The organism is Streptomyces sp. JL2001 (genome assembly GCF_050917515.1).
Lineage (GTDB): Bacteria > Actinomycetota > Actinomycetes > Streptomycetales > Streptomycetaceae > Streptomyces.
In genome coordinates this window covers 2668929-2687578 of record NZ_CP169421.1, presented here as the reverse complement: position 1 = coordinate 2687578, position 18650 = coordinate 2668929, and the positions used below count along the sequence as shown (strand labels likewise).

The following is an 18650-nucleotide window of genomic DNA, read 5'->3' as shown; positions in this document are numbered from 1 at the left end:
AGCCTAGAGGCAGCGGGAGCGTCCCGGCTACGCAGGACGTACGGCGAGGTGCACCACGTCCGGGACGCCCCGGGCAACGGGGATCTCTTCCGTCCGTACCCCGTTGAATCCGGCATTCCGCAAGGACTCCTCGAAATCGGCCGACGGTCGGGCGGACCACACGGCGAGGATTCCACCGGGGTTCAGCCGGGCCGCGCAGGCCGCCAACCCCGAGGCGGAGTAGAGGTGTTCGTTGTCCTCGGTGACGGTCCAGTCCGGTCCGTTGTCGATGTCCAGACAGAGTGCGTCGTAGCTGTCGGGGGAGGTCCAGAGGTACTCCACGAGATCCGTGTGCAGGATCACGCTGCGCGGATCGCCCAGCGCCTCGCCGGACAGGGCGGCCAAGGGGCCCTCGCGGTGCCAGTCGATGATGGCCTGCTCCCGCTCGACCACCACGATCCGGCCCCAGCGCGGGTCGGCGGCCGCGTGCGCGAGGGAGAAGCCGACGCCCAGACCGCCGATCAGCACGGAGGCCCCCGGGCGCCCGCCGAGGGCGTCCATCGCGGCGTCGACCAGCAGTCGCTCGGAGCGGCCGTCGGAGGTGTCCATCAGGAACGTGCCGTTGGCGATGATCTCGTAGTGGTCGTCGCGGCGGCGCAGGACCACCTCCCCGTAGGGGCCTTCGCGGCGGTCGAGTGTGACGGGGGTCGGCATGGTGGCGTTCACTCCGGTCTCGGCTCGGCGGGACGACGTCCGGCCATCCTCGCCGGGCGGGGACGGCCGGGACAACCACCTTTCCGGGCGCCCGTCGCGGCGGGCGGTGGCGCGGAACGGCCCCGAGGGGCGCCGGAGCCGTACGTGGCGGGCCCGGCGCCGCGGTCGGGGGCGGGGAGGTGACGCCACGGACGCGGGGCCCCGGCGCGTCACGTACCACTCGATCCGGTGCAGTTCGCGGCGGCTCCGCCGGTTCCCGCCCGGGTCAGGGGGCGGTCGGCGGCCCGCCGCCCGGCAGTGCCGAGAACACCCGCCGCAGGGCGGGCGGCCGGTCTCCGTCGGTGGCGACGACGACCCGGTACCGGTACGTGACGACGTACTGGAAGCCGTCGTGCACCGGCGCGCCGGTCGGCCGGGCGGGCACCGCGGCGAAGGCGGGGTCCTCCAGGGCGGCGCGCAGCTCGCCGACCTCGGCCGGTTCCATCCGCCCGGTGCGCGGCGGCTTGGTGCCGGAACGGGTCGTGTACGAGCCGTCGTAGCGCACGATCAGCTGGTTCTGCACGCCGGCGAAGCCGCCGGTGACGTTCAGCTCGACCAGCACCTCCTGGGGCGCGGGCTCCTCGCTGTTCTTCGAGGTGCCGTCCGGTGAGGGCGACGGGGGCGAGGTCGGCGGCGGCGCGGTGCTCGTACCGGGCGTCGGGGCGGACGGGGCCGGCGGCGTGTCCGGCCCGCAGCCGGCGAGTGCCGTCAGTGTCACCAGTACCGCGGTCGCGGCCCACCGGCCTGCCGTGTACCGCCTGCCCCTCGTGCTCCCGGTCGCCATGCAGCCGATCATGCCCGCCCCGGTTCCGCTTGACCAGGGCGCGGCACGCCGTGGTCGGCCGGCCCGCCCCGCCGGGGCCGGGCGCGGGTCGGCTCCCGTCGCTCGCGGCCGCCGTGTCAGTCGCGGACGATCCCGGTCAGGGGCCCCTCGTACCGCCAGCCCAGCGACGTGTACAGCCCCAGCCCGTCCGTCGTCGCCGACAGGACACCCGTCACCGCGCCGGCCCGGGCGGCGGCCGCCTCCAACGTGTGCATGACCTGGGCGCCGAGGCCGCGGCGGCGGTGGCGGGGGTCGGTCTCGATCTGGTCGGCGACCGCCGTCTCCCCCGTGGGGGCGATCTGGCCGCGCGCGGCCAGGGTGCCGTCCGGGGCGAGGATCCTGACCCGGACCACACCGTCCCGGGTCTCCGTCGTCCGCGTGTACCCGTCCGGGACGGGCGGCCGGCTCTCCGGCCCGGCGGGGTGCAGCCGCTTGCACATCATGAAGCCCGGATCGTCGGGCACGGTCCATCCCGGTGTGATCCATCCGGCGACGTCCTCCGGCGCCGCCATGACCTTCAGCCAGGTGTACGGCTCGGTGATCTCCGCGCACAGCCGGCCCACCGAGGAGGCGTCGGGCGCCGGCAGCACGTGGCGCAGGACGTGCTTCGGCAGGCCCACGTCGATCCGGTAGCCCCACGGCCGCGCGACGGCGGGGGGTGTGCCGCGGGAGACGGTCCAGCCGGCCACCCATGCGGATGTAATAGCTCCCATATCCATCCAGTCATTACATCCGCTGTTCACGGCGAGCGGGGGAGTGATCGCTCAGAGCGAACGCGGCCTGGGGAACATTCGCGGGCCCCCCTGCATTGAGTCGACATAGCTCAACTTGACTGCCGAAGGGGAGATCATGGCTCCTGAGTCCACGGAGTACTCGACGCTGACACTGCCTGTGCTGCCGCTCGACGACGAAGTCGTGCTGCCCGGCATGGTGGTTCCGCTCGACCTGTCCGACAACGACGTCCGCGCCGCGGTGGAGGCCGCCCAGGCCGCCGCGCGCTCCGGCAGCGGCAAGCCCAGGGTCCTCCTGGTGCCCCGTGTCGACGGCACCTACGCGGGGACCGGCGTCCTCGGCACCGTCGAGCAGGTCGGAAGGCTGTCCGACGGCGACCCCGGCGCGCTGATCCGCGGCCGCGGCCGCGTCAGGATCGGCGCGGGGACGACCGGCCCCGGCGCGGCCCTGTGGGTCGAGGGCGCCGTCGTCGAGGAGGTCCTGCCCGACCCGCTGCCCGGCGCCGTGACCGATCTGGTCAAGGAGTACAAGGCGCTGGCCACCAGCTGGCTCAAGAAGCGCGGCGCGTGGCAGGTCGTGGACCGCGTGCAGCAGATCGACGGCGTCTCGGCGCTCGCCGACAACTCCGGCTACTCGCCCTTCCTCTCCGTCGAGCAGAAGGTGGAACTGCTGGAGACGGCCGACCCGGTCGCCCGGCTCAAGCTCGCCACCGCCCAGCTGCGCGAGCACCTGGCCGAGCAGGACGTCGCCGAGACCATCGCCAAGGACGTCCAGGAGGGCGTCGACAAGCAGCAGCGCGAGTTCCTGCTGCGCCGCCAGCTCGACGCCGTACGCAAGGAGCTGCGCGAGCTCAACGGCGAGAGCGAGGGCGACGAGTCCGACGACTACCGTGCCCGCGTGGAGGCGGCCGACCTGCCCGAGAAGGTCCGGGAGGCCGCCCTCAAGGAGGTCGAGAAGCTGGAGCGGTCCAGCGACCAGTCCCCGGAGGGCTCCTGGATCCGCACCTGGCTCGACACCGTCCTCGAACTGCCGTGGAACGAGCGGACCGAGGACCGGTACGACATCCAGGGCGCCAAGGCCGTCCTCGACGCCGAGCACGCGGGCCTGGAGGACGTGAAGGAGCGGATCACCGAGTACCTCGCGGTACGCAAGCGGCGCTCCGAGCGCGGCCTCGGTGTGGTCGGCGGCCGGCGCGGCGGCGCCGTGCTCGCCCTCGTCGGGCCGCCCGGAGTGGGAAAGACGTCGCTCGGCGAGTCCGTCGCCCACGCGATGGGCCGGTCCTTCGTCCGCGTCGCACTCGGCGGCGTACGGGACGAGGCCGAGATCCGCGGGCACCGGCGCACCTACGTGGGCGCGCAGGCGGGCCGGATCGTCCGGGCGATCAAGGAGGCCGGGTCGATGAACCCGGTGGTCCTGCTGGACGAGATCGACAAGGTCGGCTCGGACTTCCGCGGCGACCCGGCCGCGGCCCTCCTCGAAGTCCTGGACCCGGCCCAGAACCACACCTTCCGCGACCACTACCTGGAGGTCGAACTCGACCTCTCCGACGTCGTCTTCCTGGCGACGGCGAACGTTCTGGAGGCCATCCCGGAGGCGCTGCTCGACCGCATGGAACTGGTGCGGCTCGACGGGTACACGGAGGACGAGAAGGTCGTCATCGCCCGTGACCACCTGCTGCCCCGGCAGCTTGAGCGTGCGGGACTGGAGCCCGGCGAGGTCGTCCTGGAGGACGCCGCCCTGCGCAGCCTGGCCGGCGAGTACACCCGTGAGGCGGGCGTCCGCACCCTGGAGCGGGCGATCGCGCGGCTGCTGCGGAAGGTCGCGGCGCAGCACGAACTCGGCGACCGGGAACTGCCCTTCAGCATCGCGCCGGACGACCTGCGCACGCTGATCGGGCGGCCCCACCACGTGCCGGAGTCGGCGCAGGACCCGGCCGAGCGCCGCACGTCCGTGCCGGGTGTGGCCACCGGGCTGGCCGTGACGGGTGCGGGCGGCGACGTCCTGTTCGTCGAGGCGTCGCTGGCCGACCCCGAGACCGGCGCGGCGGGCCTGACCCTGACCGGCCAGCTGGGCGACGTGATGAAGGAGTCCGCGCAGATCGCGCTCTCCTTCCTCCGCTCCCACGGCGCGGAACTGGAGCTGCCCGTGACCGGCCTGAAGGACCGGGGCGTGCACATCCACTTCCCGGCGGGCGCGGTCCCGAAGGACGGACCGAGCGCGGGCATCACGATGACGACCGCGCTGGCCTCGCTGCTCTCCGGCCGGCTGGTGCGCACGGACGTGGCGATGACCGGTGAGGTGTCGCTGACCGGGCGGGTCCTGCCGATCGGCGGCCTGAAGCAGAAGCTGCTGGCGGCCCACCGGGCGGGCGTGACGACGGTCGTGATCCCCAAGCGGAACGAGGCCGACCTGGACGACGTCCCGGCGGAGATCCTGGAGAAGCTGGAGGTCCACCCGGTGACCGACGTCCGTCAGGTGCTGGAGATCGCCCTGACCCCGGCCGAGGTGCCGGTGAGCGCGGCGGCCTGACGGTCCGCCCGCGCGCGACGGCGGTGGGGCACTCCCTCGGGGGGTGCCCCACCGCCGTTCGCCGGCGGCGACCCCGACCCACGGCCGGGCCCGCGACGCATGGCCCGCGACCCACGGCCCACGACGCATGGCCCGCGACCCACGGCCCACGGCCCGCGGGACCGGCCCGGCGGGATCCCCGCCCGGGCGGGTCAGGACTCCCGGGACGGGCGGCGGCGCGACAGGAGCAGGCCGCTCACCGCGAACGCGGTCAGGGCGCCCGCGCCCGTGAGGGCCAGGGGGAGCGGGGAGCCGGCGGCACCGGCGGTGTCGGCCGACAAGGCCGGGGGCCGCTCGTCACCGCCGTGGCCCGCGTGACTCACCGTCGAGCGCTCGGCCCCGGCCGCGATCTTCGACTCGGTCGGCGCCACGGCCGCCGTCGCCCCGCCGCCGAAGGTGACGTCCGAGCAGCTGTAGAAGGCCTCCGGGCTGTCGCTGCGCTGCCAGACCTTGTACACGATGTGGCGTCCGGTCCGGGCCGGCAGCTGCCCGGTGAAGTGGTAGTAGCCGTCCGCCGACGTCCGCGTCGTGGCGTACGTGGCCACCGGCGTCGCGTCCAGGTCCGACCACTTCAGCGGCTGGGTGGGGTCGAAGCCCTGCTTGGTGATGTAGACCGTCATCGTCCCGGAGTGGGGTGCCGTCACCCGGACCCGGAAGTCGAAGGAGCCCGCCGCGACCGCCGTCGAGGGCCAGTCGGTGCGGGCCCAGTCGAGGGCGCGGTACTTCGCGCGGTTCGCCGAGCAGAGCTTGCCGTCCGGGATGAGCGCCTGGTGCTGCCCGTCGGCGTTGGCGATGTTGACCTCGTTCCAGTCGTACAGCGGCTGGGTGCCGGAGTCGGCGACGAGGTCCTTGCACACCTGCGACTTGGGGGTCTCGGGGCCCTCCGCGTAACAGGCGGCGACCCGGCTCACCGGGTTGAAGACGGCGCCGTGCGCGCTCGCCACGGACGGGGTGAGCGGGACGAGCGCGGCGGCGGACAGGGCGGCGCCGGCGGCGACGGCACGGTGGGCGGGACGGACGCGGAGGGACGGCATGCGGAGGCTCTCTCTCGTGCGTGGGGGAGGACGTGACGAGCAACGACCGAGCAGCGCACGGAAGTTGGGAACCGTACGCGCCGCCCCAGAGCCTCGCATTGGTCCATACCAATGAGCAAGGGGGTGGATCGGGGAATCGCGGAACGGCGGCCTCCCGGGTGTCGCACACCCGGGAGGCCGCCGTCGGACCGACGCCGTACCCCCGTGGCCGACCGCCGGCGCCCCTCGGTCGCCGGCGGTCGCCCGTCGCCGTCGGCACGTCGTACCGGCAGCGGGCGTCAGCCGTTGGCCAGCGCCTGGACCCGGGAGAGGTCGCCGTTGAAGTGGTTGTGGTCGCCGACCGTCGGGCCGGTCGAGGTGTACTGCCACATCGTGTAGTACGACCAGCCGGCCGGGAGTTCGCCGACGGCCGAGGCGTACCGCGCGATCCACAGCGGGTTGGTCGTGGCGAAGCCGCCGTAGTTGCCGGTGCACTGGGTCCACCAGCTGGTCGCGGTGTAGATCACCGGATCCCTGCCGGTCCGCGCCTTGTACCGGTTCACGAAGTCGCGGATCCACGCGACCATCCCGGACTGGGTCTTGCCGTAGCAGGTGGCGCCGTACGGGTTCCACTCGATGTCCAGCGCGCCCGGCAGCGTCTTGCCGTCCTTGGACCAGCCGCCGCCGTTGTTCACGAAGTAGTCCGCCTGCGCCGCGCCCGTCGTCGTGTCGGGCGTGGCGAAGTGGTACGAGCCGCGGATCATGCCGACGTTGTACGAGCCGTTGTACTGCTGCGCGAAGGAGGTGTTCTTGTAGTACGTGCCCTCCGTCGCCTTGACGTAGGCCCACCTCACCCCGCTGTTCCACAGCGTCGACCAGGCCACGTTCCCCTGGTGGCTGGAGACGTCCACGCCCTCCGTCTGGCCGGCCTGGATCGAGATCCCGCCGGGCTGCGCGCCCTGGCCGTCGTGCTGGAGGACCCCCATGCCCATGTACGCGGTCCCGCGGGCGGGGACCTGGCGGGCGCCGGGGTCCTGCGCCGCACTGGCGGAGCCCGACGCGGCGACGGGGAGGAGGAGGGCGAGCGCCGCGAGGGCGACACCGGCGAGAGTCGTTCTGGATCTGTGCGCGGGCATAGCGTGCCTCCGAACAGGTCAGTGGGGGGAGCGATGTCGACAGGTCCCTGGTGTGAACATGTCAGTGAGCCGGAGATGACGCTACGCACGTAGACCCACCCGGCGGAAGGGGGTCCGGGTGCTGCCGTTGGTCTACTCCTGCGAAATACTGGAGGAGCTGCGGCGATGACCGCCGCCGGGAAGAAACTTTCAGCGACGGGAAACCCGCGCGAGGGGGCTGACGTGCACGGAAGCGGTACGGCGAGTGAAGGCGGGTTCGCCTCCAGGAGTGGTGTGGACCAGGAGTTCCTCGCCCTGGAGCGCGAACTGGCGGTCTTTCTGCGCCGTGCCCGCGCGCAGTCGGGCGAGATGGCCCGCGAGGTCCACCCCGAACTGGAGCCCGCCGCCTACGGCCTCTTCGTCCGGCTCGACGACGCCGGCCCGCAGCGCGCCACCGACCTCGCCGGCTACTTCGGCGTCGGCAAGGCGACCATGAGCCGGCAGTTGCGCGCCCTGGAGGACCTCGGCCTCGTCGCCCGCGACCCGGACCCGGCCGACGGGCGCGCCTCCCTGGTCCGGCTCACGGAGGAGGGCCGGGACCGCTTCCGGCACGTACGCGACGCCCGGCGCGGGCGCTACGTCCGCAAGCTCGCGGACTGGGACCGCGGCGAGGTCGCCGAACTGGCCCGGCTGCTGCACCAGCTGAACTCCCGCGCGGAGGCCTGAGGCCGGACGGCCCTCAGGGGCCCTGGAGGACGGCGTAGACCGCCGTCGCGTCGTCGTGGAGCTTCCCGCGCCGGGTGACGCCGGCCGCCCCGTCCGCCGTCTCCCGCGCCCGGACCCGCCGGATCAGCCCGACCGCCCCCTCCGTGCGCAGCACCCCGGCGCAGTCCGCCCAGTCACCCTCCCCGAACGGCTCCACCCAGCGGGTGGCCCCGTCCGTGAGCGCGGCCAGGGCCCGTACCCCGGAGCGGGGCGTCGTCCCGGTCACCGCCCGGTCCGCGACCGCCGGATCCGCCGCCGCCGTGAAGAAGCCGCCTTCCCGGTTGCGCAGCCGGTCCGTCGCCGCCGACGAGCGCAGGACCTCGGGCGGCACGCGGTCCAGGCGGTCGTCGAGCACCGCCCGCGCGGCCCCGTCCGGCGCCTCCAGGAGGAGTGCCGCGTCGGACAGGACCAGGTGCTCGACCGTGTCCGCGTCCCACCGGGCCAGGGCGACCGTCGCCTGGGGAGTGCGCACGTGAGAAAGGTCACAGGTGTCGCGATGGGCACCCGCGGTGCGCCGGATTGCCAGCGCCAGGATCTCGGTCAGCGTCAAGTCCGGCCGCGAAGCGGACAGTTCGGTCAAAGCGCCACCCAGGCGGGCGGTGAACCAGGGGACACCGTGCACACAACCGTCATCACCGGCCGGGGGAGTCACCCCGTCGAGCGCCACGACCGTCCCTCCGCCGCCGGGACCCGGCAGAGCTGCAGCTGCCCAGTCCTCATTGGGGCGTTCGGGGCTGCCGGGGAGGGTGACCACTTCGGTGCGCATGATCCTCAGTCTGCCCGGCCTGCATCACTCCTTCACAGCGTCTCCAGACGGCCGAATATGGCCTGTACCAAGCCGTCGGCGTCGTCCCACCGGGCGGAGCCACCCCGTCCGAGAAGCTGCGGGCGGGCATCCTGCCAAAGCCCGCGCGGAAGATCCAACCGGCCCCCCGAGAACGGCCTCGGCCGCCTCCATGGGGAGTTGTTTGCCAACTCATGAGTGTTGTTCACTCGTTCGGGTGGCGGAGCGGCCGATGCGCGTCCCCTTCCCAGAAGCGCTGGAATGGTCGAGAGCCATACCAGGGGTGGGGGCGCTCTGAGTGGTGACCGGTCGTCACCCCTGCTTCATGGGTGGACGAGTCGAGAATGCGAGCACCGGTGCAGAAGAAGCGGCCTCGGACCAAGAACGGCACGCCGAGCCGGACCCCTGGTGACCCGCTGACCACGGGCAACGCCGCGGGCCCCGGCGCCGACGGCGCCTCCGCCGTACCCGCGGCCCCGCCCGTCGGCCGCCCCAAGCGCGTCCGGAACCGCCTGGTCGCCGGGGTCGCCCTCGTCGGCGTCACCGTGCTCGCCGCCGGCGCCCCCGCCGTCCTCACCGCCTCCGGCGAACTGACCGACTCCCAGCGTCTGGTCACCCTCGCCGAACTGGACCGCCAGGCGGTCACCCTCGCCCACTCCCTCGCCGACGAGCGCGACGAGGTCGTGGCGTACATCGCGGCGGGCCGGGACGAGCAGGACACCGACGACAAGAAGAAGCGCCAGGTCACCAGCACGCGTTCGGCGCGCGTCGACCGCCAGATCGACGAGATCCGGCCCGCCGCGACCACCGAGCTCCGCCGCGACCTGGCCGGCCTGACCTCCATCCGGCGCACCGCGCTCACCGGCAAGGGCACCGCCCTGGAGGCCCACCGGGCCTACAGCGACGTCATCGGGAAGCTCCAGGCGCTCGCCGACGAGCTCGCCGAGAAGACCCCCGCCCGCGCCGCCGAGGCCACCCGCGCGCCCGGCGACCTCGGCCGTGCCGTCGAGCAGGCCTCCGCCGTCCGCGGACTCCTCCTCGCCGCGCTCGCCGTCCCCCAGCCCGAGTCCACCGGCACCCGCTACGACCCGATCAGCGGCACCTACGTGCCCGACCGGGCCGAAGGCGCCGAGGAGGCCGAACGGCAGCGGAACGCCCTGACCGCCGCCGCCCAGCAGTCCCGCGTGCGCGAACAGGCCGCCCTCGCCGACTTCGACCAGTCCGCCACCGCGTCCGCCCGCGACTCCCTCGCGGCCACGGTCACCGGCCCGGACGTCAAGAACGCCGAGCGCTACCTCACCCGCCTCGCCGACCAGCCCGAGCTCAGCACGTCCGATCGGAAGACCGACCCCGAGAAGCTGGAGGCCGCGCTCTCCGCCCGGATCGAGCAGATGCGCGGCGTCGAGTCCGCCCTCGCCACCCAGCAGGTGGAACGGCTCGCCCAGCTCCGCGACGACGACGTCACCGCCCTCGAACTGCGCATCGCCTTCCTCGGCGGCTGCCTGCTGGTCGCCGTCGGCATCTCCACCTTCGTCGCCCGCACCCTCACCCGGCCGCTCGCCGTCCTCCGCATCGGCGCCGCCCGTCTCTCCGCCGCCCCGGAGACCGAGGAGCCGGTCCGCTTCACCGGCCGGAACGACGAGTTCGCCCAGGTCGTACGGTCCCTCAACACCCTCCAGGGCAAGCTGGCCGCGCTCGCCCTGCGCGCCGAGCAGCTCGACAGCGAGCGGGCCGACCAGGCCGGGGCCCGCGAGGCCCTCGCCGTCGACCTCGCCGCCCAGCGCGCCGAACTCCAGGGCCAGACCGCCCTGCTCAGCGCCGAACTCACCCGGCTCCGGGACAGCGTCCAGCACACCTTCGTCAACCTTTCCCTGCGCAGCCTCGGCCTCGTGGAGCGCCAGCTCGGCGTCATCGAGAAGCTGGAGGAGCGCGAGCAGGACCCGGACCGGCTCGCCACCCTCTTCAAGCTCGACCACATGGCGACCGTCATGCGCCGCCACAGCGAGAACCTGCTGGTCCTCGCCGGTCACGAGCACGTCCACGGCCACGCGGGCCCGGTGCCGCTCGTCGACGTCCTGCGCGCCGCGGTCAGCGAGATCGAACGGTACGAGCGGGTCGCCATCCAGTCCTTGCCGCCGCACGCCCAGATCGCCGGCTTCGCCGCGGACGACCTCAGCCACCTGGTCGCCGAACTCCTGGAGAACGCGACCTCCTTCTCGCCGCCCGACGCCCAGGTCCAGCTCTCCGGCTGGGTCCTGGAGTCCGGTGAGGTCATGCTCTCCGTCCAGGACGAGGGCATCGGCATGACCGCGTCGCGGCTCGCGGAGCTCAACGCCCGGCTGGCCGAGGCGGACCCGGCCGACACCGAGGGGGAGGGGCTCGGCCTGCGGGTCGCCGCCCTCCTCGCGGCCCGGCACGGCGTACGGGTCGAACTCAGGGAGCAGAAGCAGGGCGGCATCGCGGCCGTCGTCGTCCTCCCGCCGTCCCTGCTGCCGACCGCCCCGCCGACCGCCGTCCCGCCGACCGTGCAGGTCGCGGGCGCCGCGCCCGCCCTGAACCTGCCGGGTTCGGTGGCCGAGGCGAACTCCAACACCCTGCCGTCCCGGGCCCGTGACCCGTTCGTCGAGGCCGCGGAACAGGCCATCGAGGCGGCCGGTACGGCCGGTACGGCTCCGGTCACCGAGGCCGCGACGGACCCGCTCGGCGACTCCGCACCCGCGTCCGGCGTGTCCGCACCGCTCCCGCCGGCGGCCGGCACCACCGAACCGGCCGGCACCACCGAACCGGCCGGCACCACCGAACCGGCCGGCACCACCGAACCGGCCGAGCCCGCTCGAGCGACCGACGCGGCCGCGGCCGCCGAGCCCGCTCCCGCGCCCGCGACCGTGCCGGCCCAGGCGTCCGCGCCGGAGGTCGAGTCCTCCACCGTCGCCGAGGAGCCGGTCTCCGAGACGACCCTGCAGGTCCGGCTGGCCGACCTGCCGGCCGAGCCGGACAGCCACGAGCGTGCCGTGGAGGAGCAGCCGCCCGCGCGGCAGACCCAGCGGCTCACCGACAAGGGACTGCCCAAGCGGACCCCGCAGATAGTCAGGCAGGCGGACGCCCCCGTCACCCCCCGCACGGGCGGTGTCGACGCCGAGGCCCTGCGCCGCCGACTGGGCGGATTCCACCGTGGCGCCGAGAAGGGCCGCCAGGACGTGGAGGCCGAGATCGAGGCCGGGACCGAGGTGGGGCCCGCGCCCGACCGGCACGGAGCCGCACCCACAGCACGTACCGAGGAGAAGACGGGGGACACAGTCGAGGAGGCACGCAGTTGACTGCGACCGGAACATTCGGACTGAGCACGGAAGCCCGCAACCTGCACTGGCTGCTGGGCAACCTCGTCGAGGAGGTGCCAGGGGTTCGCTCCGTCGCCGTGGTCTCGTCCGACGGGCTGCTCCTGCTCTCGTCCGACCCGGCTGCGCAGAGCGCCGCCACCCCCACGGCAGGCCGCCCCGGCGGGCCCCGCGGATCGAGCGCCGACCTGGCGACCATCGTCTCCGGCATCGGCAGCCTCACCATCGGCGCGGCCCGGCTGATGGACGGCGGCGGAGTGAAGCAGACCATGGTGGCCATGGACGAGGGCAGCGTCTTCGTCATGTCGATCAGTGACGGCTCGCTGCTCGGCGTGCACGCCACGCCCGACTGCGACATGAGCGTCGTCGCGTACCACATGGCGCTCTTCGTCGGTCGCGCCGGACATGTACTCACCCCCGAACTCCGCAGCGAGCTGCGCAAATCGATGGAGAGCACCCAGTGACGTCTGTGCCGTCGGCGTTCCATGCCCACAAGCTGCCGGTCCGCGGGGAGGCGTCCCGTCGCCCCGCGCGGGTACGCCCGTACTCGCTCACCGGAGGCCGGACCCGCTTCGGGCACGTACTCCTGGTCGAGACGTTCGTGGCGGCCCTCGAAGCGGCGCCCGAGCGCAGGGTGCTCACGGACGGCGGGCCCGCCCGCGGCCTGATGCCGGAGATGCGGGCCATCGTCGAGATCTGCCGCCGGATGCGCACCGTCGCGGAGATCTCGGCGCTCCTGAAGATGCCGCTGGGAGTCGTCCGGGTGCTGCTGAGCGACCTGGCCGACCAGGGAAAGATCCGTGTGTACGGGACCGGTCACGGCACCGGCCAGCCCGACCGCGCGCTCCTCGAAAGGGTGCTGAGTGGACTCCGTCGTCTCTGACGCCTCCGCCGTCTCCGATCCGCCGGCCACCGCCGGCATACCCGCCCAGCCCCAGGCCGGCCCGCCGGCACCGGCGGCCGAGGACGGCGCCCGGGACTGGCAGCTGGACCACACCCGCGCCCCGATCGCGACCAAGGTCGTCGTCGCGGGCGGGTTCGGCGTGGGCAAGACCACCTTCGTCCGGGCGGTCTCGGAGATCACTCCGCTGCAGACCGAGGCGCTGATGACACAGGCGAGCGAGGAGACCGACGACCTCACCTCGACGCCCGACAAGCTCACCACGACCGTGGCCATGGACTTCGGCCGCATCACCCTCGACGACGACCTGGTGCTGTACGTCTTCGGCACGCCGGGGCAGCAGCGCTTCTGGTTCATGTGGGACGACCTGGTGCGCGGCGCGATCGGCGCGGTCGTGCTCGCCGACACCCGCCGGCTGACGGACTGCTTCCCGGCCCTCGACTACTTCGAGAGCTGCGGGCTGCCGTACATCGTCGCCGTGAACCACTTCGAGGGCACCGAGCTGTTCGAGGCCGAGGACGTCCGCGAGGCCCTGACGGTGCCCCCGCACGTACCGATCGTGATCATGGACGCGCGCAAGCGGTACAGCGTGGTGGAGTCCCTGCTCGCGATGGTCTCGCACGCCCTCGAAGTCACCCCTGAATAACCCGTTAGGAACCCCGCCATGCGGAAGATACTCATCGTCGGGGCCGGCCAGTCCGGCCTTCAGCTCGCCCTCGGACTGCAGTCGCAGGGGTACGAGGTCACCCTCATGTCCAACCGCACGGCGGACGAGATCCGGTCCGGCCGGGTCATGTCCACCCAGTGCATGTTCGACACGGCCCTCCAGCACGAGCGTGACCTCGGCATCAACTTCTGGGAGTCCCAGGCCCCGCAGATCAAGGGCCTCGGCGTCTCCGTCGCCGCACCTGACTCCTCCCGCGTCATCGACTGGGTCGGCAAGCTGGACGGCTACGCCCAGTCCGTCGACCAGCGCGTGAAGATGGCCGGCTGGATGGAGACCTTCGCCCAGCGCGGCGGCCAGCTCGTCATCCACGGCGCCGCCGTGTCCGACCTGGACTACTTCTCCCGCAGCTACGATCTGGTGCTGGTCTCGGCCGGCAAGGGCGAGCTGGTCTCCATGTTCGGCCGCGACGCCGCCCGCTCCCCGTACAGCGAGCCGCAGCGCGCGCTGGCCGTCGCCTACGTCCACGGCCTGGGCCCGCGCCCCGAGCACCCGGACTTCGACGCGGTGCGCTGCAACCTCGTCCCGGGCGTCGGCGAGCTCTTCGTCATGCCGACCCTGACCACCAGCGGCCGCGCGGACATCCTCTTCTGGGAGGGCGTCCCCGGCGGCCCGCTCGACGTCTTCCAGGGCGTCAAGGACCCCTCCGAGCACCTGGCGCTCACGCTGGAGCTGATGGAGAAGTTCACGCCCTGGGAGTACGCGCGGGCCACCAAGGTCGAACTGACCGACGCCAACGCCACCCTGGCGGGCCGCTACGCCCCGACCGTGCGCAACCCGATCGGCCGGCTGCCCGGCGGCGGCCTCGTCCTCGGCGTGGCCGACGTGGTCGTGGCCAACGACCCGATCACCGGCCAGGGTTCCAACTCGGCGTCCAAGTGCGCGGCCGCGTACCTCGCCTCCATCGTCGAGAACGGCGACAAGGCGTTCGACGAGACGTGGATGCAGGCCACCTTCGACCGCTACTGGGACACCGCGCAGCACGTCACGAAGTGGACGAACGCGATGCTGGGCGTCCCGCCGGAGCACGTCCTCAACCTGATCGGCGCCGCGGGCCAGCTCCAGCCGGTCGCGGACCGCTTCGCGAACGGCTTCGACAACCCGGCGGACTTCGAGAACTTCTTCTTCGACCCGGAGAAGACCTCCGCCTACCTGGCCTCGGTCACGGGGGCCTGACGGTTCTCCGACCTGCTGTCGAAGGGGCGCCGCCGCTGGTCATCGACCACCGGCGGCGCCTTGTTCATGGGCGGCGGCCCCGACGTTGCGGCCGGCTCCTGCCGACGCCGCCGGAACGTGCCGACGTGGGTGTGGGAAACGAGGTCCGGCCCCGGCCGGGACGCGTGGGTCTCGGCCGAGGCGGACGTCGGTGCGGGGTGCGGAGCCACGCCCGTTCGGGCGGGGTCAGATGCGGACCGCGGTCTGGTAGCTGCCGATCGTGCCCATCGACTCGTAGCGGACGTAGGCGCCCGGGTACGGGGCGTGCAGCACGGTGTTGTTGCCCGCGTACAGGCCCACGTGCGAGGTGTTGCTGAAGAAGACCAGGTCGCCCGGCTTCAGTTGGCTGCGCGCGATGCGGGTTCCCTGGGTGATCTGGGTGTACGTGGTGCGGGTGATCTGGACGCCGGCCTGGGCGTACGCCCACTGGGTCAGGCCCGAGCAGTCGAAGGAGTTGGGCCCCGTGGCCGTGCGGACGTACGGCTTGCCCACCCGCGTGGCGGCCTGCCGGAGCGCCTCGGCGCCGAGGGCGGACGCGGGGACCTCGTTGCCGAGGTCGACCCGGTCGCCGGCCGCCCGGCTCGCGCGCTGCTCGTCCTCGGTGATCTTTGCCCGCTCGGCGGCCGTCAGGGTGTTGAGCAGCTTCTGGGCCTCGGCGAGCTTGCCCTGGAACTTCTGCTTGTTCTTGCCGAGGGTCTCGCGGACCTCGGCGAGGTCCGCGATCTTCGTCTGCGCCTCCCGGCGCTGCTGGGCGAGCGTGCGCTGCTTCGCCTGGATCCTCTGCAGCGACTCCGCCTGCTTGACCGTCACCTGGTCGAGCGCGGACGCCTGGTCGAGGAAGCTGTCCGGGTCAGAGGAGAGCAGCAGCTGGACCGACGGGTCGAGCCCACCGGAGCGGTACTGCGCCGTCGCGAGCAGACCGAGCTCGCCGCGCAGGGTGTTGAGCTCGTCCTGGCTGCGGGCGACCCGGTCCTGGAGCGCGCCGACCTGCTTCTTGAGCTTGTCCTGCCGCTCCTTGGCCCCGTTGTACTTCTCGGTGGCTTCCTCGGCCTCGTGGTAGAGCTTGTCGACCTTCGCCTTGACCTCGCTCCTGGTCGGCTTGGGGTCGGCGTGGGCCGCTTGGGAGGACAGCGCCACCGCCGCTGTGGCGGTCGCGGTGAGCACGGTCACGCGGGTGCGGCTCGGCTGCTTGGGTCGACGGTGGGACGCCACGAAGGCGAGCTCCTTCTTCCTCGAGCCGCCTACCGGGCTGTGGGGGGAACGGAATCCCCGGCTCCGTGCACGTCACGGACGCGGCGGGTCCTTCGCCGTCACCCCGGATGGGTGATCGATCGCGCGAAGGTTCGAGCTTAGTGACCATCCTGTGATGTGTTCAATCTTCACAAGAAGAATGTCGACACGGGGGCCACTTCTTTACTCATGACCCACGCGGCGTGGTGGTGCCCTGACGGTCCGTTCCTTGATATGCCGTCAAGTACGGCAACTGCCACCAGATCCCCCCAAGTGCCTTGGGATGTGCGGGAGATGTGGCGGGCTTCGGCTCGCTCTCGCTTCGTCGTCAGCTCCCGTTCCGCTGGACGGCGCCACCGCCGGGGAGCCGTCGAGGGGGCGGCCTCTCGATTCCGAGGCCGGCGAGGCTGCCCCAGGGGTTGCAGATCTCGCACATCGTCATGCCGGGGAACTCGCGGAGCGCGGTGACGACCTCCTCCGCCCCGAGCAGACCGGCGCCCGTGTACAGGCCGCAGCCACCGCGGTGCAGCATCGGCTCGCCCTCCACCGCGCGCGCGGGCTGGATCTTCCACATCGTCTCGGCGCGGGCGACGTCCCTCCGGCGCTTCTCCTCCTTCTCCTCTGCCTCCAGCTCCCGGATCGTCCGGTCGGTCTGCGTGAGCTGCCAGCGCAGCCAGTCGCGCAGGGTGCGCTGCTTCGCCAGGCGCTCGGATATCGACAGCACGGCCCGCCCCCGCTACGCCGCGGCGTCGGCGACCGGCGCCGCCTCGGCCGCGCGGTGCTCCTTCAGTGCCATCCGCGCCCCCATGCGCTCGCCGGCGTCCAGCGTGGCCCAGTGCGGGTGGGTGGACACGGTGACGGTCAGCTCCCGTACCAGGGTCATGAGACGGGCGACCTCCGCCTTCTGCTCGTCGGTGTAGCCGGGGCTGGGCTCCCGGCCGCCGGTGATCTCGCCGGTGTGGGGGTGCTTCGTGCCGGGCCAGCCGTCGGCCGGCTCGACCGACCACGGCAGCGCGCGGCACAGCGCCGCGTACTCGGCCCGGGCCTGGTGGAGGCGGAGCTGGGCGTCGACGAGGTCCTGCGGGAAGGGGGAATCAGCCACGACTGAAATGATACGCCTGTTCGAATACTGGCGGCGGTGAGACCCACCGCACACGCGGCGCGGCTCACCCGATCGGCGGAGGCGGTGGGCTGCCGGACGGACCGCGCCGGTCGCCGTCCCCGCCCGCAGGGCGGGGCGAGGGGGCGGCTCAGGGGCGGGGAGGCGTGCTCAGCCGGGACCGGTGCCGGTGCCGGTGGCAGGGTCGGGGGCGGCGTCGAGCCCGGCGTCGAAGCCCTCGTCCGAGCCGTCCCTGGCGCCCGCCGGGAGGTCCGGTGGGGTGAACGAGGGCAGCGGGACGCCGGAGGGGTCCGGGCGGACCGCGCCGAGCAGGGGGTTCGCCGCGATGGGGGAGACCTTGACCCGGGCGCCCGGGCGCGGGGCCTGCACGACCAGGCCGCCGCCGAGATAGATCGCCACATGGGTCGCCTCGGGGAAGTAGACCACCAGATCCCCGGGGCGCAGTTCGCTCAGCTCCACCTTCGGCAGCGTCCGCCACTGTTCCTGGCTCGTCCGCGGGATCTCCCGGCCCGTGCTCGCCCAGGCCTGCGAGGTCAGCCCCGAGCAGTCGTACGCGTCCGGGCCCTCGGCGCCCCACGAGTAGGGCTTGCCGATCTGGCGGACGGCGAAGTCGAGGGCCGCCCCGCCCTCCGCGGACGGCGTCCGCGTCCCGTCCAGCACGCCCGAGTCGAGCAGGTCGCGCTGCGCGCCCGCGGCCTGCGTCCGCTCACGCTCGGCCAGGCGCGCGAGCTGGTCCGCCGACAGCGTCGCGAGCAGCCTCTCGACCTCGGCGAGCCGGGTCCGGACGTCGTCCCGCTGCTTCCTCTGCCGCGCGGCCAGCGTCTGCTGCCGGTCCAGCGCCCGGCGGGAGGCGCTCGCCAGGGCGTCCGCCTTCTTCTCCGCGTCCTCGAGCCGGGCGAGGGCGGACGCCCGGTCGCGTGCCGCGCGGGTCAGCAGATGCCTTTGGTCCAGGGCGTGCTGGGGGTCGCGGGCGAGCAGCAGCTCCAGGTACGAGGACAACTCCGAGTGCCCCTGGTACTGCTCCCTCGCCATCCGGCCCGCCGCGTCGCGGCCCTGGGTCAGCGCCCTGCGGGCGGCCGTGAGGCCGGCGGTGATCTTCCGGGTGTCGGCGGTCTGGGTCTTCAGGGCCTCGTCGGTGGCGTTGAACGACTCGGTGGCCTGCTCGGCCTGCCGGTAGAGCGTCTGCAGCCGAGTCAGGAGCGTGGTCACGGAGTCCCCGCCGGAGGGGGCGAGTTCCGCGGCGTCGCTGGTGGAGCCGGCCCCGCCCCCGGTGGCGCCGTCAGGGGCGGGGCCGGAGGAAAGGGAGGGGTCCGCCTGTCCGGTCGGGTCGGCCCGTCCCGCCGGGCCCGAGGGGTCCGAGGGGGGCGTCGGTCCGTCCGTCGCGGCCTCCACCGGGGGGTCTCCCGGGTCGGCGGCGGCCGGCCCCACTCCTGTGAGGGCGCCCGTCAGGGCCGTTGTCGCCGCGAGCATCCCCGTGCAGACCGTGCGCAGCAGCCTTCCTGACACGTCATCACCTCCATCGAGATGATGAGGGAGGGAGTCGGTCAATTCGGTAGATAACCCCACGAATGGGCGAGACGGCCCAAGGGGCTC

The 18650-nt window shown here is 73.2% G+C and carries 17 protein-coding genes; 7 read left to right on the top strand and 10 right to left on the bottom strand.

The genetic code is table 11. From position 1 onward, the window contains the following. Window positions 1-27: 27 nt before the first annotated feature. The 3 genes from ACE1OA_RS11645 to ACE1OA_RS11635 all read right to left on the bottom strand — a co-directional run bounded on the left by ACE1OA_RS11645 (window position 28) and on the right by ACE1OA_RS11635 (window position 2274). A complete protein-coding gene (locus ACE1OA_RS11645) occupies window positions 28-693 on the bottom strand; it encodes a spermidine synthase (protein WP_432752748.1) in 666 nt (221 codons plus the stop codon). 265 nt (window positions 694-958) lie between these two features. Further along, the gene (locus tag ACE1OA_RS11640) at window positions 959-1516 is read right to left on the bottom strand and encodes a hypothetical protein (RefSeq protein ID WP_432752747.1); all 558 of its coding nucleotides are present in this window, start codon (window positions 1514-1516) and stop codon (window positions 959-961) included. A 116-nt stretch (window positions 1517-1632) separates the two neighbouring features. Continuing rightward, window positions 1633-2274 (bottom strand): GNAT family N-acetyltransferase, encoded by a 642-nt coding sequence (locus tag ACE1OA_RS11635; protein WP_432752746.1) that lies wholly within the window; start codon window positions 2272-2274, stop codon window positions 1633-1635. 130 nt (window positions 2275-2404) lie between these two features. Here ACE1OA_RS11635 and lon point away from each other — a divergent pair, with 130 nt between their 5' ends. Further along, window positions 2405-4816, top strand: a complete 2412-nt coding sequence (lon, locus tag ACE1OA_RS11630) for an endopeptidase La (protein ID WP_432752745.1) — start codon at window positions 2405-2407, stop codon at window positions 4814-4816. 191 nt (window positions 4817-5007) lie between these two features. Here the strand turns inward: lon and ACE1OA_RS11625 are convergent, their stop codons facing one another. Continuing rightward, window positions 5008-5889: a lytic polysaccharide monooxygenase auxiliary activity family 9 protein gene (locus ACE1OA_RS11625; protein WP_384875043.1), complete on the bottom strand. Its 882-nt coding sequence runs from the start codon at window positions 5887-5889 to the stop codon at window positions 5008-5010. Window positions 5890-6167: 278 nt separating this feature from the next. Further along, complete coding sequence (locus tag ACE1OA_RS11620; protein WP_356608254.1) at window positions 6168-7004, bottom strand: lysozyme; 837 nt, start codon at window positions 7002-7004, stop codon at window positions 6168-6170. A 222-nt stretch (window positions 7005-7226) separates the two neighbouring features. Between ACE1OA_RS11620 and ACE1OA_RS11615 the strand changes: the two genes are divergently transcribed. After that, the gene (locus tag ACE1OA_RS11615; protein WP_356608256.1) at window positions 7227-7709 is read left to right on the top strand and encodes a MarR family winged helix-turn-helix transcriptional regulator; all 483 of its coding nucleotides are present in this window, start codon (window positions 7227-7229) and stop codon (window positions 7707-7709) included. Window positions 7710-7722: 13 nt separating this feature from the next. On the opposite strand, the gene ACE1OA_RS11610 is transcribed toward ACE1OA_RS11615, so the two are convergent. Further along, window positions 7723-8514: a hypothetical protein gene (locus ACE1OA_RS11610; protein ID WP_432752744.1), complete on the bottom strand. Its 792-nt coding sequence runs from the start codon at window positions 8512-8514 to the stop codon at window positions 7723-7725. A gap of 362 nt (window positions 8515-8876) precedes the next feature. Between ACE1OA_RS11610 and ACE1OA_RS11605 the strand changes: the two genes are divergently transcribed. From ACE1OA_RS11605 to ACE1OA_RS11585, 5 genes are read left to right on the top strand one after another with little or no spacing between them, the layout of a single operon-like run. Then, a complete protein-coding gene (locus tag ACE1OA_RS11605) occupies window positions 8877-11849 on the top strand; it encodes a nitrate- and nitrite sensing domain-containing protein (protein WP_432752743.1) in 2973 nt (990 codons plus the stop codon). Further along, complete coding sequence (locus ACE1OA_RS11600) at window positions 11846-12331, top strand: roadblock/LC7 domain-containing protein (RefSeq protein ID WP_356608262.1); 486 nt, start codon at window positions 11846-11848, stop codon at window positions 12329-12331. Before ACE1OA_RS11605 ends, ACE1OA_RS11600 begins: the two co-directional genes overlap by 4 nt. Then, window positions 12328-12750, top strand: a complete 423-nt coding sequence (locus tag ACE1OA_RS11595) for a DUF742 domain-containing protein (RefSeq protein ID WP_356780438.1) — start codon at window positions 12328-12330, stop codon at window positions 12748-12750. The genes ACE1OA_RS11600 and ACE1OA_RS11595 overlap by 4 nt, the downstream gene beginning before the upstream one ends. A gap of 37 nt (window positions 12751-12787) precedes the next feature. Next, window positions 12788-13414 carry a GTP-binding protein gene (locus ACE1OA_RS11590; RefSeq protein ID WP_356608290.1) on the top strand — a complete coding sequence of 209 codons (627 nt, stop codon included), beginning with the start codon at window positions 12788-12790 and terminating at the stop codon, window positions 13412-13414. Window positions 13415-13432: 18 nt separating this feature from the next. Further along, a complete protein-coding gene (locus ACE1OA_RS11585) occupies window positions 13433-14668 on the top strand; it encodes a styrene monooxygenase/indole monooxygenase family protein (protein ID WP_356608266.1) in 1236 nt (411 codons plus the stop codon). Between the two features lie 225 nt (window positions 14669-14893). Here ACE1OA_RS11585 and ACE1OA_RS11580 read toward each other — a convergent pair whose 3' ends face one another. From ACE1OA_RS11580 to ACE1OA_RS11565, 4 genes are all read right to left on the bottom strand, one after another. Continuing rightward, complete coding sequence (locus ACE1OA_RS11580) at window positions 14894-15919, bottom strand: NlpC/P60 family protein (RefSeq protein ID WP_432752742.1); 1026 nt, start codon at window positions 15917-15919, stop codon at window positions 14894-14896. Between the two features lie 346 nt (window positions 15920-16265). Next, entirely contained in the window at window positions 16266-16661 is a 396-nt protein-coding gene (locus ACE1OA_RS11575) for a DUF6233 domain-containing protein (RefSeq protein ID WP_432752741.1), read from the bottom strand. 12 nt (window positions 16662-16673) lie between these two features. Then, window positions 16674-17039 (bottom strand): hypothetical protein, encoded by a 366-nt coding sequence (locus tag ACE1OA_RS11570; protein WP_356608272.1) that lies wholly within the window; start codon window positions 17037-17039, stop codon window positions 16674-16676. A gap of 168 nt (window positions 17040-17207) precedes the next feature. Next, window positions 17208-18563, bottom strand: a complete 1356-nt coding sequence (locus ACE1OA_RS11565) for a C40 family peptidase (RefSeq protein WP_432752740.1) — start codon at window positions 18561-18563, stop codon at window positions 17208-17210. Window positions 18564-18650: the final 87 nt, after the last annotated feature.

Bases quoted from the DNA above. Each gene is read 5' to 3' on its own strand.
- ACE1OA_RS11645 (WP_432752748.1), bottom strand. From the start codon at position 693: ATGCCGACCCCCGTCACACTCGACCGCCGCGAAGGCCCCTACGGGGAG.
- ACE1OA_RS11640 (WP_432752747.1), bottom strand. From the start codon at position 1,516: ATGGCGACCGGGAGCACGAGGGGCAGGCGGTACACGGCAGGCCGGTGG.
- ACE1OA_RS11635 (WP_432752746.1), bottom strand. From the start codon at position 2,274: ATGGATATGGGAGCTATTACATCCGCATGGGTGGCCGGCTGGACCGTC.
- lon (WP_432752745.1), top strand. From the start codon at position 2,405: ATGGCTCCTGAGTCCACGGAGTACTCGACGCTGACACTGCCTGTGCTG.
- ACE1OA_RS11625 (WP_384875043.1), bottom strand. From the start codon at position 5,889: ATGCCGTCCCTCCGCGTCCGTCCCGCCCACCGTGCCGTCGCCGCCGGC.
- ACE1OA_RS11620 (WP_356608254.1), bottom strand. From the start codon at position 7,004: ATGCCCGCGCACAGATCCAGAACGACTCTCGCCGGTGTCGCCCTCGCG.
- ACE1OA_RS11610 (WP_432752744.1), bottom strand. From the start codon at position 8,514: ATGCGCACCGAAGTGGTCACCCTCCCCGGCAGCCCCGAACGCCCCAAT.
- ACE1OA_RS11605 (WP_432752743.1), top strand. From the start codon at position 8,877: ATGCGAGCACCGGTGCAGAAGAAGCGGCCTCGGACCAAGAACGGCACG.
- ACE1OA_RS11585 (WP_356608266.1), top strand. From the start codon at position 13,433: ATGCGGAAGATACTCATCGTCGGGGCCGGCCAGTCCGGCCTTCAGCTC.